At 45.1% G+C, this 14,927-nt stretch carries 14 protein-coding genes; 8 read left to right on the top strand and 6 right to left on the bottom strand.

Annotated elements, in window-relative coordinates:
- Positions 1 to 103: 103 nt before the first annotated feature.
- Positions 104 to 1,876, top strand: coding sequence for an excinuclease ABC subunit UvrC (gene uvrC, locus AC6RGY_RS12325; RefSeq protein WP_499863398.1), 1,773 nt, complete (start codon positions 104 to 106; stop codon positions 1,874 to 1,876).
- Between the two features lie 77 nt (positions 1,877 to 1,953).
- Here uvrC and AC6RGY_RS12330 read toward each other — a convergent pair whose 3' ends face one another.
- Positions 1,954 to 2,154, bottom strand: coding sequence for a twin-arginine translocase TatA/TatE family subunit (locus tag AC6RGY_RS12330; protein ID WP_499863326.1), 201 nt, complete (start codon positions 2,152 to 2,154; stop codon positions 1,954 to 1,956).
- A gap of 291 nt (positions 2,155 to 2,445) precedes the next feature.
- Here AC6RGY_RS12330 and AC6RGY_RS12335 point away from each other — a divergent pair, with 291 nt between their 5' ends.
- The 5 genes from AC6RGY_RS12335 (at position 2,446) to AC6RGY_RS12355 (ending at position 7,073) form a co-directional block, all read left to right on the top strand.
- On the top strand, positions 2,446 to 2,769 hold the full coding sequence (locus tag AC6RGY_RS12335; protein ID WP_499863327.1) for an SCP2 sterol-binding domain-containing protein: 324 nt from the start codon (positions 2,446 to 2,448) through the stop codon (positions 2,767 to 2,769).
- A gap of 453 nt (positions 2,770 to 3,222) precedes the next feature.
- Positions 3,223 to 3,873 (top strand): succinate dehydrogenase cytochrome b558 subunit, encoded by a 651-nt coding sequence (locus tag AC6RGY_RS12340; protein WP_499863328.1) that lies wholly within the window; start codon positions 3,223 to 3,225, stop codon positions 3,871 to 3,873.
- A gap of 17 nt (positions 3,874 to 3,890) precedes the next feature.
- Entirely contained in the window at positions 3,891 to 5,651 is a 1,761-nt protein-coding gene (sdhA, locus tag AC6RGY_RS12345; RefSeq protein ID WP_499863329.1) for a succinate dehydrogenase flavoprotein subunit, read from the top strand.
- Complete coding sequence (gene sdhB, locus AC6RGY_RS12350) at positions 5,648 to 6,397, top strand: succinate dehydrogenase iron-sulfur subunit (RefSeq protein WP_499863330.1); 750 nt, start codon at positions 5,648 to 5,650, stop codon at positions 6,395 to 6,397. Before sdhA ends, sdhB begins: the two co-directional genes overlap by 4 nt.
- A gap of 181 nt (positions 6,398 to 6,578) precedes the next feature.
- Positions 6,579 to 7,073 (top strand): DUF4871 domain-containing protein, encoded by a 495-nt coding sequence (locus AC6RGY_RS12355; protein WP_499863331.1) that lies wholly within the window; start codon positions 6,579 to 6,581, stop codon positions 7,071 to 7,073.
- Positions 7,074 to 7,103: 30 nt separating this feature from the next.
- Here the strand turns inward: AC6RGY_RS12355 and AC6RGY_RS12360 are convergent, their stop codons facing one another.
- The 3 genes from AC6RGY_RS12360 to AC6RGY_RS12370 form a co-directional block, all read right to left on the bottom strand.
- On the bottom strand, positions 7,104 to 7,988 hold the full coding sequence (locus tag AC6RGY_RS12360; RefSeq protein WP_499863332.1) for a DUF1002 domain-containing protein: 885 nt from the start codon (positions 7,986 to 7,988) through the stop codon (positions 7,104 to 7,106).
- Positions 7,989 to 8,035: 47 nt separating this feature from the next.
- Positions 8,036 to 10,033, bottom strand: coding sequence for a penicillin-binding transpeptidase domain-containing protein (locus AC6RGY_RS12365; RefSeq protein ID WP_499863333.1), 1,998 nt, complete (start codon positions 10,031 to 10,033; stop codon positions 8,036 to 8,038).
- 537 nt (positions 10,034 to 10,570) lie between these two features.
- Positions 10,571 to 10,837: a DNA alkylation repair protein gene (locus AC6RGY_RS12370; protein WP_499863334.1), complete on the bottom strand. Its 267-nt coding sequence runs from the start codon at positions 10,835 to 10,837 to the stop codon at positions 10,571 to 10,573.
- 227 nt (positions 10,838 to 11,064) lie between these two features.
- On the opposite strand from AC6RGY_RS12370, the gene AC6RGY_RS12375 reads away from it, so the two are divergent.
- On the top strand, positions 11,065 to 12,666 hold the full coding sequence (locus tag AC6RGY_RS12375) for a M2 family metallopeptidase (protein ID WP_499863335.1): 1,602 nt from the start codon (positions 11,065 to 11,067) through the stop codon (positions 12,664 to 12,666).
- A gap of 53 nt (positions 12,667 to 12,719) precedes the next feature.
- Here AC6RGY_RS12375 and AC6RGY_RS12380 read toward each other — a convergent pair whose 3' ends face one another.
- On the bottom strand, positions 12,720 to 13,472 hold the full coding sequence (locus tag AC6RGY_RS12380; protein ID WP_499863336.1) for a hypothetical protein: 753 nt from the start codon (positions 13,470 to 13,472) through the stop codon (positions 12,720 to 12,722).
- 210 nt (positions 13,473 to 13,682) lie between these two features.
- Positions 13,683 to 14,378 (bottom strand): CAP domain-containing protein, encoded by a 696-nt coding sequence (locus AC6RGY_RS12385; protein ID WP_499863337.1) that lies wholly within the window; start codon positions 14,376 to 14,378, stop codon positions 13,683 to 13,685.
- Positions 14,379 to 14,481: 103 nt separating this feature from the next.
- Between AC6RGY_RS12385 and AC6RGY_RS12390 the strand changes: the two genes are divergently transcribed.
- Positions 14,482 to 14,907, top strand: coding sequence for a hypothetical protein (locus tag AC6RGY_RS12390; RefSeq protein WP_499863338.1), 426 nt, complete (start codon positions 14,482 to 14,484; stop codon positions 14,905 to 14,907).
- Positions 14,908 to 14,927 lie beyond the last annotated feature (20 nt).

Genomic DNA, 14,927 nt, shown 5'->3' on the forward strand with positions numbered 1-14,927 from the left:
CTCATTTATGTAGATGAGTAAAAAACCAGACTTTCCTATCACAATGGTATAGAAATCAAGCTGGTTTGTAAACGAGAAATTGACAGAAAGGAGGATAAGGATGATGAAAGACCATTTGAAGAATAAATTATCATTACTACCAGAAAATCCTGGTTGTTATATTATGAAAAATGAACAGCACGAGGTTATCTATGTGGGGAAGGCAAAGTCGCTGAAAAATCGTGTCCGTTCCTATTTTACGGGTAGTCATGATGCCAAGACACAACGGTTGGTTGTGGATATTGTCGACTTCGAATATATTGTGACCGATACAAGCCTGGATGCGCTGTTATTAGAGTGTAACCTGATTAAAAAGCATCGTCCCCGTTATAATGTGATGCTAAAAGATGATAAGACGTATCCCTATATTAAGTTGACGAAAGAAAAACATCCACGGCTGGAAGTGACACGAAAAGTGTTGAAGGATGGAGCAAAGTATTTTGGTCCTTATCCGAATGCAGGAGCGGCGCAACAGACGAAAAAGTTGCTCGATCGTTTATATCCACTACGTAAGTGTCGTACACTCCCAAAGCGGGTTTGTTTGTACTATCACCTGGATCAATGTGTGGCTCCGTGTGAGTTTCCAGTAGACCCACAAGTGTATGAAGAGATGACGCGCAACATTACGCGCTTTCTTAATGGAGGTTATAAAGAGGTACAACAAGATTTGACGCAGAAGATGGAGGAAGCAGCGGAAGGCCTACAATATGAGCGAGCGAAGGAATACCGTGATCTAATCCAGCAGATCGGCTCCATTATGCATAAGCAACACATGGATTTTTCGGATCAAGTGGATCGGGATGCGTTTGGTTATGCGAGCGAAAAAGGTTGGATGTGTGTACAAGTCTTTTTTAGTCGGCAAGGAAAACTCATCGAACGCGATGTTTCTATTTTTCCTCATTATAATGAGCCTGCGGAAGACTTTCTTTCGTATGTGGCACAGTTTTATCATCATGCACCAACATTGCCAAGAGAAATTCATCTGCCGGCAGAGGTGGATGACACCCTCCTGTCCCAATGGCTAGATCAGGTGAAGGTACATGTTCCGCAACGAGGGTTGAAGAAGCAATTGGTGGACATGGCAACGAAAAATGCGCGCATCGCCTTGGAGGAACGATTTCAATTAATGGAGCGAGACGATGCGCGCACGGAGCAAGCGATGCAAGAGTTATCAGAGGCGCTTCGCATTGGGTTACCGCGACGGATCGAGGCGTTTGATAACTCCAACATACAAGGGACCTCCCCTGTATCTGCTATGGTTACTTTCACTGATGGAAGACCGGATAAGAAAGAGTATCGCAAATTTAAGATCCGTACCGTCCATAAGCCCGACGATATCGATACGATGCGTGAGGTTATTCGCAGGCGATATACGCGCGTATTAAAAGAGGACCGGCCCTTACCTGATCTGATTCTCGTCGACGGGGGGAGAGGACAGATGGGAGCCGCTCTAGACGTGTTGGAGAACGAATTGGGCCTGTATATTCCTGTTGGAGGAATGGTGAAAGATGAGCGTCACCAAACGGCCAATCTGCTCTATGGTGATCCACCCGAAGTGGCTTCTTTGAAGAGAGGGTCGCAAGGGTTTTATTTATTGCAACGTGTACAAGAAGAAGTGCATCGCTTTGCCATTACCTTTCATCGACAGACCAGAAGCAAGTCACTGATCGCATCCAGGTTGGATGAGATACCGGGAGTGGGAGAAAAAAGAAAACGCCTCCTCTTTCAGCATTTCGGTTCCATTGAGAAGATGAGACAAGCGAGTGTAAATGATTTTCGTGAAGCGGGGATTGGAGATCGACTGGCACGTGAGATCTTAAAAGTGTTGAAGAAGTAGACAGGGGATATAGTTCTATCTATATAATAGGAACGCCCCCAGCTTCTCTTGTTTGAGAAGCTGGGGGCGGCGTATGTTTAGGATTTTACTCCTTTAACTTCTTGCGTTTTTGTATCGTCGGTTTTTTGTGGATCATCTGTTAATCCAGATACGGAGTCTTTAAACTCCTTCAGGGTACGTCCGGCAGCCCGTCCTAGTTCAGGAAGCTTGCTAGGTCCGAACACGACAAGAGCGACGATCAAGATGAGAATTAATCCTGGAATTCCGATCTGAGCCATGACAACGACCTCCTAAAATTGCAAGTGAGAACTCGCTTCGATTCAGCATGTGAACTTTTTAAGTTCTTACCTGCTATTCTCCCCATTATAACGATTTCAAGCCCAGATTTCCAGTTAAGATTTGATGGAGAATGCTTGAACAACGTAATGTAGAAAAGAGAAGAAGGGTTATCTTATTTTTCGTAAGTAAGCTGGATGTCCTTGACAAGATTTATTCTTGGCGCCTATCATAGACATAAGTGAAGGCACATTCAGTGGGATGACTCCCACCTCTAAAAGGAGAGGATACATATGGAAAATAAAGAAATTTTCGCTGAATTGACGAATAAGGTTAATGAAAAGCCAGAAGGAATCGCCGGTGTGAATGCCATTTATCAATTTGATCTAGATGAAGGTAGCACCTATCAAGTAAAATTTGCGGACGGAAAAGCAGAATATTTCGAAGGAACTCCGAGTGATGCAGACTGCACCATGCGTTTGTCGGAAAAAAGCTTCGCCAAATTGGTGGCTGGTGACCTAAACCCGACGATGGCTTTTATGAGCGGAAAGTTAAAGATTGATGGAGACCTCTCCTTGGCTATGAAGCTACAATCCATTTTGAAAAACTATCAATAAGGTTCTCCCCGAAAAGCCGAGACAGCTAAGGAAGTGTCTCGGCTTTTCCCGTTTGGAGAATAGAAAGGGAAGGACTCGAACAGGATAGACACAAGAGCTTTCTCAACTGCCAACAAACCCCTGGGCAATCGCTTGACGCTATTGTCAAATTGGGAGTACAATTGATCATGTGATTTGTGGTAAGATAAGCCCTCTCAAGGTGCGACCATCTTACTATTACTTAGGTAGTGAAGGATTTACGAAAGTACTTCCCGCTTGCCCTGAAATGAGGGTGGCTATAGGGTAGTTGTCAACCTGCCCTAATATGAAATGCTAGATGAAGGGAGCAGATTGAGAAGCTGTTTACCTTCTGGCTTGTTACAAGCTCCCACTTGAAGCATTCACATAAGCGGTGAATAGTTGACGTACAGGACATTATTAAGGATATTTTAATTGGGTTATGGGGGGCGTTTCATGAGTAAACAACGTAGTTTCTTTAGTCGTCGGCTACATTCATTGTTGGGTGTGATACCGGTCGGCTTTTTTTTGGTGGAACATCTACTCACCAACTGGTATGCCACACGTGGCGCTGACGCTTTTGTAGAGAAGGTAAATAATTTATGGGATATTCCTTTTTTGTGGTTTTTTGAGATCTTCTTTATTTTTCTTCCCTTACTTTACCATGGGGTATATGGGTTATACATTGCCTTCACGGCAAAGAACAATGTGACCAACTACGGCTATTTTCGCAACATCATGTTCATGTTGCAACGGGTAACGGGTGTTATTACCTTGGTATATGTCAGTTGGCATGTTTGGGAGACACGCGTCCAACTATTACTTAATGATTTTTCAGCGAGTGAGTTGGCATCGCACACGGCGATGTTATTAAGTAACGATCTTACCTTTGTCTTATACATTATTGGATTGATTGCGGCTGTATTCCATTTCAGTAATGGTATGTGGTCGTTCTTGGTTAGCTGGGGTATTACCGTCGGTCCGCGTGCACAACGTATTTCTACCTTTGTATGGATTGCGGTTTTCTTGGTTGTTTCGTACTTAGGGGTCAGCGCGTTGTTTGGCTTTGTCGACCCAGACTTTACAAACCAACTGGCACAACGATGAAAGGAGGGCACTGTTAAATGAATGAAAAGATTATCGTAGTCGGAGGCGGTTTAGCTGGATTGATGGCTACCGTAAAAGCAGCAGAAGCAGGAGCAGATGTGCAATTATTCTCCTTGGTTCCAGTGCGTCGTTCACACTCGGTTTGTGCGCAAGGAGGCATCAACGGAGCTGTAAATACCAAAGGGGAAGGCGACTCTCCTTGGGAGCATTTTGACGATACCATCTATGGGGGCGACTTTCTCGCTAACCAGCCACCTGTAAAAGCGATGGCTGAAGCAGCACCTGGAATTATCTATTTAATGGATCGCATGGGCGTCCCATTCAGCCGAACAGCTGAAGGATTATTGGATTTCCGTCGCTTTGGTGGAACCAAGCATCACCGGACAGCGTTTGCGGGTGCGACGACGGGACAGCAATTGCTCTATGCATTGGACGAGCAGACACGGCGCTGGGAAGTAGAAGGGCGCGTTACCAAGTATGAGCATTGGGACTTCCTCGAAGTGATCTTAGATGATGAAGGCCGTTGTCGTGGGATCCTGGCACAAGATATGCGTTCTGCTGAGATTCATTCCTTCCCAGCAGATGCGGTCATTATGGCGACAGGTGGCCCCGGGATCGTCTTTGGTAAGACAACCAACTCCATGATTAACACAGGTACGGCAGCAAGTAGCCTTTATCAACAAGGCGTTTACTATGCGAATGGGGAGTTTATCCAGGTACATCCCACCGCGATTCCAGGTGACGATAAGCTTCGCTTGATGTCAGAATCTGCTCGTGGTGAAGGTGGACGTGTCTGGACCTATAAGGACGGGAAACCGTGGTACTTCCTAGAGGAAATGTATCCTTCTTATGGGAACTTGGTGCCGCGTGACATTGCGACCCGAGCCATTTTTGATGTGTGTGTGGATCAAAAGTTGGGTGTTAACGGAGAAAATGTGGTCTATCTTGACCTGTCTCACAAAGATCCGAAAGAGCTGGACGTCAAGTTGGGCGGCATTATCGAGATCTATGAGAAGTTCATGGGAGAAGATCCACGAAAAGTACCGATGAAAATCTTCCCGGCTGTTCACTATTCGATGGGCGGGCTCTGGGTCGACTTCGAACAACAGACCAACATCCCTGGACTATTTGCCGCAGGGGAATGTGAGTATCAATACCATGGCGCCAACCGCTTGGGAGCCAATTCACTTCTTTCTTGTATCTACGGGGGCATGGTTGCGGGTCCAAAAGCACTAGAGTATGCACGCGGACTAGAGACGGCTTCGCAAGATCTATCTTCCTCGCTCTTTGAAAGCAAAGCGAAGGAACAGCAAGCGAAATTTGAAGGTCTCTTGAAGATGGACGGAGACGAGAATGCCTATAAGATCCATAAAGAGCTAGGCGAGTGGATGAACGACAATGTAACGGTTGTTCGTCACAATGATCGTCTTAAGAAAACGGATGAGAAAATCCAAGAGCTGATGGAACGGTATAAGCGCATCAACATGACAGATACAGCCAAATGGAGCAACCAAGGGGCACAATTTACCCGTCACCTGTGGAACATGCTGGAGCTGTCTCGTGTTATTACCTTGGGTGCGCTCAATCGGGATGAAAGCCGTGGGGCACACTATAAGCCAGAATTCCCTGAGCGTAATGACGAGAAGTTCTTGAAAACGACGAAGGCGAAGTGGACTCCAGCTGGACCTGAGCTTTCTTATGAAGATGTGGATACATCGCTCATCAAACCACGGCCACGGCGCTACGATGTGGCGAAAGAGGGGGCGAAAAAGAAATGAGCGAGCAAACCGTAGAAATTATCTTTACGCGACAAGACGAGCCGGATCAGAAGCCATATAAAGAGCGTTTTGTTCTTCCCTATCGGCAAAACATGAACGTGATCTCCGCTCTGATGGAAATTCAACGTAATCCAGTGGATGCTGATGGAAAAGAGACGACTCCGATTGCATGGGAATCCAACTGTTTGGAAGAGGTGTGTGGCGCTTGTTCGATGGTGATCAATGGTAAGCCACGTCAAGCTTGCTCTGCCCTCATCGATAAATTGGAGCAACCGATCCATGTGGAGCCAATGAAGACTTTTCCTGTTATGCGCGACCTCATCATCGACCGCAGTCGCATGTTTGATACCTTGAAGAAGACCAAAGCCTGGGTTCCGATCGATGGGACGTATGACTTGGGTCCAGGACCGCGCTTGCCAGAGAACAAACGGCAGTGGCGTTATGAACTGTCCAAGTGTATGACATGTGGTGTTTGCTTACAAGCTTGCCCTAATGTCAATTCCAACTCCAACTTTGTAGGTCCGTTCGCTGCAGGTCAGGTCAATCTCTTTAATGAACATCCCACAGGCTCCATGAACAAGAATGAACGATTGGAAGCCATTTTTGAAGAGGGTGGCGTACAGGAATGCGGAAACTCGCAAAACTGTGTGCAATCCTGTCCAAAAGGAATTCCGCTTACGACAGCAATTGCTGCCTTGAACTGGGAAGGAACCAAATACATCTTCCGTAAGTGGTTACAGCGTTAAGGACTTATTGTATAACGTTCGTATGAAAAAAGTGCAGATGGTAAAGCAGTAGGAGTAAGTTGAAAAGGCACGACCGTGACGGTCGTGCTTTTTTTGGGAATTTAATTATGAAATATTGTGTTTATTTTACGAAGAGAGGGTATAGAGTGTTGTAGAGACTTTTGTTGAAAGGGAGGTTCTAATGAGAGAAACCATTGTTGCATTCCTGGTCATTTCTTTATTCTTATCTGGATGTCAAAGCCAAGAAGCAGCTACTGATAAGCCTGAGCAAGAAGAATCGATTCCTGTTCCTTCGGAAGAAGTCGATTGGGAACTCGATCCCACTTTTCAATCGGAAGGCGTTACCTTGATCGGTGTTCCGCAAAAGTTAGGAGTCATATCAGAGAGAAATGAGTTTATAGAAGATCAAGCACATAAGGCCATGTGGCATTTGTGGTTAGAGGAGAAATTTCGTGAAGATTCTAGCCTAACCATGGAAGTAAGAGGGATCAGCAAGCTTGGTGGGCAAAACGAGAGATTACTATTTCAACAAATAAATGAATCTCAACATACTACTGGTGCTGATATACAGGTTCTATCTAATATCACCATACCGGATTCAGGAATATGGAGGTTGGAAGTCTACTTAAATAGAGAATACTTCGACAGCATCGTCGTGGATGTGAAAGAAAAATAAAAAGCCCTCCATCACGGAGGGCTTTTTATTTTAAGAGAAGAGGCTCTTCAATGAATCAATTACGTCGGAGAGCCAGTTAAGAAATCTGTCGATAAAGCCTTTGGCTTCCTCCGCAGATTGCAAGGCATCGCCCCACTGCTGCTTAAGTTGATCCAACTGAGAGGAGATTTGATCCCAGTCAAGATCCAGCTCAGAGAATTTGTCCATCAGTTTCGTCAGGTCTTCAATGTTCTGATCGGTTAAGTTAATGTTGAGATCTCCTGCTACATTGATGATAATCTGACGGATTTCCTCAGGGGATTGCGGTTGTTGCTCGGCAATTTCTTCTTTTACCTTCATAATTAATTGTGCCGCTTTCTCACTGTCCCCGATTTGTTCCCCAATTTCAGAGGTGCGGACCATTTCTTCATTGGCAACTTGCTTTTGTTCTTCATCGATGGCTGTGTCCGTAGCGGATTCAAAAGCTTTGATGATCCCGGTTAGACCCGCAGTTCCGGACACTTTAAAGGGACCGGTCACATAGACATCCGCATCTCGGACACCTGCGGTAATCAATGCGTTGGTATACATGGTTTCCGTAATCGTCGAGATGTTTTCCGTTGTTTCTACGGTAATGCCACTTCCTTCTTCAGAGAGGATAATCTTGGAAGAAGAGAGTGCGCGCGTACCGATGGTTTGTTTGCTCATATATTGACCGAGATACTTGTGCTCTTCTTCATTGGTGACTTCAATAACTTCAACTTCGTTTTCTTTGACATTAAATTCGTTTAAAATGGCGGTTCGTTGTTCTGATGTGAGATCTTGTCCTAGCGTTATAACAGTTTCACCGACAACGGCGTCGGCATGAACCGCAGGAGGAAGAATCGTAAAAATCATTAGCACTGCAAGTAAAAGACTGGCCCATCGCTTGTTCATGGATGAAAACCTCCTTAAGGGTAACGGATGGAAGGGAGAGCACCCGTTTATGGATATCTTTTTTGTAAGATAGGTCTTAACTGAGCGGAGACATAGTGACTTCCTCCACGATCTTGTACCCCTTCAATCATGGTGGTGACTAAGAGATCAGGTTCCTGATCCTTCTTGCCAGCAATAACAGTCAACCACCCATATTCTATCGAATTATTGTCGTCACGACTAGCTTTTAATTCAGCGGTCCCTGTTTTGGCTGCAACGGTAGCACCTGAAAGGGAAAGATCATGAGCCGTTCCATGAGGACGCGTAACGACTCCTTGTAAGACGGAATAAACATTATCTGCTGTCTCTTTGGAGAGGAGCTGCTCTTGCCAGATTTGTGGCTGATTTTTTTCAGTGCCTTCTTCCGCTAGCACTTGTGGTTTTAATAGGTTGCCCTCATTGACAAAGGGAGTATAGGTGAGCGCCAAATGGTAGGGGCTCACAAGGAGTTGTCCCTGGCCATAGGAAGTATCGGCGAGCAATATCTCATTCCCGTCAAATTGACCACTATTGGAGATTTGCGAGGGGTCAACAGAGAGCTCACCTGGCATTTCTCCATCAAAACCGAAGCGGTTCAGATAGTCCACCATTTTTTCCTCTCCGACAAGTACGCCGGTACGGGCGAAATAAATATTGTCGGACCAAGCCATTCCTTCGGCGAGGTCCACTCCTCCCCCAGGATTGGAAACACGTCTTACAAAATAGCCTCCCCAGGAGCTATTTTTTTGCCATTTGCCTGAATCGGTATTAAAGGTAGTAGAGGGCTTGATGGCCCCTGTCTCTAGACCGATGGCGGCAGTCAATGGCTTGATCGTGGACCCAGGCACGGAGGCATCAGCGAAACGTCTACGTTGGTTCCAGTTGCGTTTTTCTACATTGGGATCGAACGAAGGGTAGCTGACGGCCGCCAAGAGCTCTCCTGTTTTGGGATCAAAGGCGACAGAGGAAGCTTGTTCGTTTTTCACCATACTGTACAATTCTTTTTGTAAGTCCAGATCGATGGTAAGAGTGAGGTCTTCACCATCTTTTGCTTCGGTGGTAGCCAGCTCCGTTCTGGAGGTGCCGTCAGCTTTTAAGATGAGGAGTCGCATGCTGGGTTCTCCACGCAAGCGTGAATCAAGGGATTCCTCTAATCCTGATTGTCCGACTTGATCTCCTGCGCGGTATCCCTGGTCTTTCCACTTTTCCAACTGATCTTTGGAGATGCTGTCCATGTAACCGATAAGGTGAGCGGTTAAAGGCCCCAGTGGATAGTGGCGTTTAAGACTAGGTTGTGACGTGACACCTTCAAGTGCGACTGCATCCTCAATGACTTTGCTATCATTTGAAGAAACTTCTGCTATAGGAACAAAGGTGTAGGGTTTTACCCATTCTTGTTCCAGTTTCTTACGCAGGTCCTCTTCTTTCAAGGAAAACTGTTGTGCTAGTTGTTTGATCAGCGATTCTTTATCTTTCATGGTTTCGGGTATCACACCAATAGAGGTTGTCTCTTGATTTTCTGCGATGACCTCACCACTGCGGGTTCGCAACTCTCCCCGTTTTCCAAATGTTCCACGAGCCTGTATCACTTCATCATCTAAGGCGAAATCAGGGAAGATGATGGAGGGGCTCCAGTTTATACGCCAACCTTCTTTCCCCTCTGTGAACGTAACTTTTCCGGAGTAAGGCAAGTCGCCATAGTCTTTAGCGGATAGCTTCCATTCATAGGAAATCCCTTCGGTTGGCTCTTTCTCTGCTTCTTTTTCTTCATCGAGCGAGAGCTGAACCGATTCCAATTGCATTAATTCAGCTATACTTTCGTGCTTCTGCGTAAATTCTTCTTTCGAGATCGACTCCTGTGATTCCTTGCTGATTAGCGCATACATTTTATCATATTGCTGTTTATCCCAGTGTGAGAAGTATGTTTTTAAAATCTCAGACGCGGTTGGTTTTGACTCACAAGCTGGAAGAAGCAACAAAGATATCACGATGAATAAAGGGATCATCCTACGGAGATAGAGATTCATTTCTCCTCATCCTTTTTTCTATTTATGTTAAGAAAGAAACAATCTTGATCATACACTAAATAACGTTCTTTTGTCGATATGGTGGTTCAATATTTGCGGAAGGATGTAAAGAAAAGAACCCTTTGATAAAAAATTATAAGGAAGAGATGGTTTTTCTTTTTCAAACTCATCCCAATCATATGGATAAAATGAATGGAATATTCTTAATTTAACTATATTACAACGAGGGATGGTAGCTTCTCTGCATAAGAATCGCTAAGAATTGTAGGGAACGAATGATGAGAACTAGCAAAAATGTAGCAGAGATTTGAAGGAGGTTCATGGTCAGGACCCTTTCCTCACCATGATACCCTCCTTCTAACTTTAAGTAAGGCTTTTATCGTTGAAAGTCCCAAGATAGAGTGAGGTTTCGTTAGTTTTATCGCAGGTATTGAATGTAATTTCACGTCAAATAAAGCGTAGAGAGAAGTGAAATGGAGTACGTACCATGATGAAAGAGGACTCAGTAGATCGATTCCCTCATCGTAAGACTACGGTTCATGTGCCGGAAGTCGTAGGCGTGGGTAACGGCTTTGCTTGAGCGGTTTTCATAAATCTTTCTTCTGATTCAATGAGACCGCAGACACCACACTGTACTCTGTACGATGCACCCTGATAAAAGATATGAAGGGGATCGGGTGGTGATAAGATCTCGATGATCTCTCCGGTACTCGGATCTTTTTTTATGGGTTCTGGTGTTTGCTCAATCAAGTTAAAACGTGTTCGGTTGGTCCCACAAGTTGGACATAAATAGGGGGATGACATGAAAAACAACCTCCTTTTTCCTTTATATTAACCCACATGGTGCAGCATCATGTGTACAGGAAAGAGCGAATTGCGGTGTGTATTTTCGTCTGAACGAATTTCATTAGCAGGATATCCGTTGCAAAAAGAGGAATAGGGTGAAGAAGCCGTGGTAGGCATGGATGAATAAAGATACTAGAGCAAGCCATCAGAGCCACCATGAGAAAAAAGGGAGAGAGATGAGCTTTATGGATGAGCGAGCTGAAGCTTTGCTAAAGCAGATGGTACCGGAAATGGTTCGCATAGAGGGCGCATGCAATGAAGCGTATTGGCAAGCGAATCGAACAGGTAAAGAAAGTGATGAACGCGAATATGCACAAAAGCGAGCGGAATGGCTTCTCTTGTTTAATAATGAAGATTACATTGCAAAATGGAAAGCGATCGATCTGGAACAAGTGCAAGATCCGATGAACAGACGGCAAATGGAATTGTTGGGTTTTCAATTTATTCAGCATCAAATGAAGGCAGAAGATCGACAGGAATTGGTACACTTAGAGGCAGAAATTGAAGGGATTTTCTCCCGCTTTCGTGCGAGCTATCAAGGGCGTACCCTTACAGATAATGAAATCAAAGAGGGACTAAAGACAGAGCAGGATACATATGAACGAAAAGAAATATGGCGAGCGAGTAAACAAGTTGGGAAGGAAGTAGAGAAAAAGCTCTTACAGCTCGTTCACTTGCGCAACCGCATTGCCAGGGAGAAGGGGTATGAACACTATTACCAGATGTCTTTGGCTGGAAATGAAATGGATGAGCAAGAATTGTTTCAACTATTGGAGGTTGTGAAAGAGCAAACCGATCAACCTTATACGGATGTTAAAAAAGAGATGGACAAGATCATTGCTAAGAAATATCCTTTTCTTCGCCCGGAAGGAGTCCGTCCGTGGCATTATGAAGATCCTTTCTTCCAGGAGGCTCCGACCGTGTTTGCAGTCGACCTTGACCCCTTTTATCAAGAGAAATCACTTGAGGATTTAGCTATCCGTACGTTTGCGGACTTGGGTCTTGAAGTGGAAGCCATTTTACAGAGAAGTGATCTTTATGAGCGAGAGGGGAAAAACCAACATGCTTTCTGCTTAGATATCGATAGGGAAAAAGATGTACGCATTTTGTGCAACCTTCGGAATGATCGGTATTGGATGGATACACTGTTACACGAATTGGGTCATGCAGTCTACGACACTTATAAGGACCTTACTCTTCCCTATCTACTACGAACACCGGCCCATACTTGCGTTACGGAAGCGGTAGCCATGTCGATGGGGCGCTTAGCTACTGACCCGGCCTGGTTGGTGCAAACGATGGGAGTGTCAGCAGAAAAGGTCGATGAATGGCAAGACACCCTTCAGAAGCAAGGCGCGCTCTCTATGCTGGTTTTTGTCCGTTGGTGCTTGGTTATGATCCACTTTGAACGGGAACTTTATGCGAATCCAGATCAAGACTTGAATACACTTTGGTGGGACTATGTAGAGAAATTTCAATACGTACCGCGACCCGAAGCACGCCATGCTCCAGACTGGGCGGCTAAAATCCATCTGAGCATTGCACCGGCTTATTACCAAAATTATTTGTTGGGAGAAATGATTGCTTCGCAGTGGCTAACACACATGGAAGAAAAAACGGGTCAACACCCGCTCGTAAACAATCCAGAGACGGGGCATTTTTTTCAAGAGAAAATTTTTAAACAGGGCGCGTGTCTCCCATGGCAGGAATTGATCAAAGAATCGACCGATGAATCACTAAATCCTCTCTATTTTCAGAGGCAGTTTTTTTCAGGTGATACAGAATAGATAACGGACCATTGTGTAATAGACTAAGCCAAAGCGTAGCTCGCCAGGATGAATTAATGCAAGGTGGAATCGCTTTCTTCTGCGGTCCCTTCCGCCTCGCTTTTGATTGCAGGAGGGGACATCTTTTCTTCTGTTTCTTCGCGTATGGTTTGGAAATGTTCCCGTATGCGACTTCTTGACCAGCCTTTTTCTTCTAGTAGCAACAGGTGGTCGAGTAGCAAAGGGTACCAACGTAAGCCCATTGCTCGTTGCGTAAAGGCGTGAGCAGCAATTTCACGGGTTCGAGTAAGCGTGTGTCTCTTTTTTAGTGGACCCCATTTTTGGATTTTTACTTTGGGCAAGAGGTGGTCGGTTCGTCCTAGACGTGTTACTTCCAGGTGATGATACCATTCATGGTAGAGATGTAGGGCGATCAGGTCTTCAGTGGAGACTGCAAAATGAGAGCGAGCAAAAAACTGCTGGAGTTGCTGGATAGAGGAGCGGTAGATGAGAATGAGTGCTTGTTTTGGTTTGTACTGAGCACGAATCCACTCTTCTGATGGGGTGACGTCATCGACGAAGCGAATGGATGCTTTGGTTTTTAAAACCTCATTGACTAGATCGCCCAAAGAGTCAGGGCAATGAAGCTCTTTGGTTGCCTTCCATCCCATGTGGAGTGCCCGCTGTACATATTCTGCAAGCTGTTCTTGACGAAGATAAGGGAAGTGAGGGTCTTGTTCCAATTCGAGGTATCCTAGCTGCTGTTCATCGAGTAGAGGCCACGTTTGCTCTAAAGAAATCGCAGATAGTCTTGTTTTCTTCGTCATGAAGAGAACTCCCTTCGGATTGCATAGGTAAAGTTTGTATAACCATCTTATGTCAGGCGCTGCTTGACCCATGTATAACCGTAAAGAGAACGCTTTCACATCGGTTCCTGGGGAAGTTCCCTTAAGGAATTTCTCATGATTAAAAGCCCCCGCTACCGTGAATTGTTCACGGTAGCGGGGGCAAGAATAGTCAGATATCGTTAGCAGTGATTAGCGGGTAATAAACATTTGGGTCCACATGGTTCCATATGAGCCACCTTTGACATAGCCAACACCGATGACAGTTAAGTCAGGGTCAAGGATGTTCTTACGATGTCCGTCACTATTCATCCAACCATCCATTACTTGAGTGGCGGTTGTTTGTCCTGTCGCAATATTTTCGGCAGCTTTGCGATAGGAAACCCCAAATTGGGTCATCATATCAAATGGAGAGCCATAGGTGGGGGATTGATGTGAGAAATACCCCTTATCTCGCATATCAGCTGACTTGGTACGTGCCACTTTACTAAGCTTTGCATCTCCCTCAAGGGGGTTAAGACCTCGCTTGCTCCGTTCTTGATTAACAAGCTGGATCACTTCTTGTTCGATAGCGAGGATGCCATCGACGGATCCATTATCGGGCTTAGTCGGTTTTTCTTTTTTATCATCGGCAGGGTCCGGCTGAGTAGATGCTGTTTCCTTCTCTTGCTCTTCTTTTTTCTTTTTCTCCTTTTCTTTCTCTTCCTCTGTTTTAAATAAACTGGCGTGCTCTGTCTCCATTAGGGACATCTGAACACCGAAGAGGTAACTGGAAGCGTATTGATCTGGGGAAACGGTTGCTTGACTGCTTTTCGCTGAACTATCTGAAATTGGAAAAAATAAGAGGACCAAGAGAGTAAGACTGATCCATACTCGGGTTAATTTCATGAAGTACCTCCATCCATGAACATTGTGCTGATATTTCTCTCTATTACTATATCAAACGTAGATAGAAATGGCTATTTTCACTTTAAATGAAAAGGGGAATCAGATGTATTTTCATGGAATACCATTTCAACACGCAAAAGAGCAATTTCCTGTATTCCAATCTTTAGATGAACGCTGGGGTCGAACACGTCAACAGCGCAGGGATAGTCGCCATTTGGTCGCTCAATTCGGTTTTGAACCCGTTCACTTTTTACGCTCCTCCCCCGACTACCCCGTCATTATGTGCTTAAGAGAATGTCTTCGCTATGGTGATCTGGTCTTTGTCTTTCACAGGCTACCCTATCCAAGGCTTCAATTGAGCCATCATGAATGGGGAGTGCGAGCTCTCTCGATGCGGACGGCAAGTTGGGTGTATTGTAAGCAAAAGAGTCATGCCCGTTGGATAAAGGAAAGAATCCCTGGCATTCCGGTAGCCACACCGCCTTCTCCTTTAACAAAAGTAACCCCATCGGTTATTGGACAGGAATAAATCTGGATTGGTGAGAGGGG

Source organism: Mechercharimyces mesophilus (assembly GCF_059818345.1).

What these genes read in the sequence shown, in the direction of transcription:
- AC6RGY_RS12355 (WP_499863331.1), top strand. Translation starts at nt 6,579, where the DNA reads ATGAGAGAAACCATTGTTGCATTCCTGGTCATTTCTTTATTCTTATCT.
- AC6RGY_RS12365 (WP_499863333.1), bottom strand. Translation starts at nt 10,033, where the DNA reads ATGAATCTCTATCTCCGTAGGATGATCCCTTTATTCATCGTGATATCT.
- AC6RGY_RS12335 (WP_499863327.1), top strand. Translation starts at nt 2,446, where the DNA reads ATGGAAAATAAAGAAATTTTCGCTGAATTGACGAATAAGGTTAATGAA.
- AC6RGY_RS12385 (WP_499863337.1), bottom strand. Translation starts at nt 14,378, where the DNA reads ATGAAATTAACCCGAGTATGGATCAGTCTTACTCTCTTGGTCCTCTTA.
- uvrC (WP_499863398.1), top strand. Translation starts at nt 104, where the DNA reads ATGAAAGACCATTTGAAGAATAAATTATCATTACTACCAGAAAATCCT.
- AC6RGY_RS12375 (WP_499863335.1), top strand. Translation starts at nt 11,065, where the DNA reads ATGGATGAGCGAGCTGAAGCTTTGCTAAAGCAGATGGTACCGGAAATG.
- AC6RGY_RS12340 (WP_499863328.1), top strand. Translation starts at nt 3,223, where the DNA reads ATGAGTAAACAACGTAGTTTCTTTAGTCGTCGGCTACATTCATTGTTG.
- AC6RGY_RS12380 (WP_499863336.1), bottom strand. Translation starts at nt 13,472, where the DNA reads ATGACGAAGAAAACAAGACTATCTGCGATTTCTTTAGAGCAAACGTGG.
- AC6RGY_RS12360 (WP_499863332.1), bottom strand. Translation starts at nt 7,988, where the DNA reads ATGAACAAGCGATGGGCCAGTCTTTTACTTGCAGTGCTAATGATTTTT.
- sdhB (WP_499863330.1), top strand. Translation starts at nt 5,648, where the DNA reads ATGAGCGAGCAAACCGTAGAAATTATCTTTACGCGACAAGACGAGCCG.
- AC6RGY_RS12390 (WP_499863338.1), top strand. Translation starts at nt 14,482, where the DNA reads ATGTATTTTCATGGAATACCATTTCAACACGCAAAAGAGCAATTTCCT.
- AC6RGY_RS12330 (WP_499863326.1), bottom strand. Translation starts at nt 2,154, where the DNA reads ATGGCTCAGATCGGAATTCCAGGATTAATTCTCATCTTGATCGTCGCT.
- sdhA (WP_499863329.1), top strand. Translation starts at nt 3,891, where the DNA reads ATGAATGAAAAGATTATCGTAGTCGGAGGCGGTTTAGCTGGATTGATG.
- AC6RGY_RS12370 (WP_499863334.1), bottom strand. Translation starts at nt 10,837, where the DNA reads ATGTCATCCCCCTATTTATGTCCAACTTGTGGGACCAACCGAACACGT.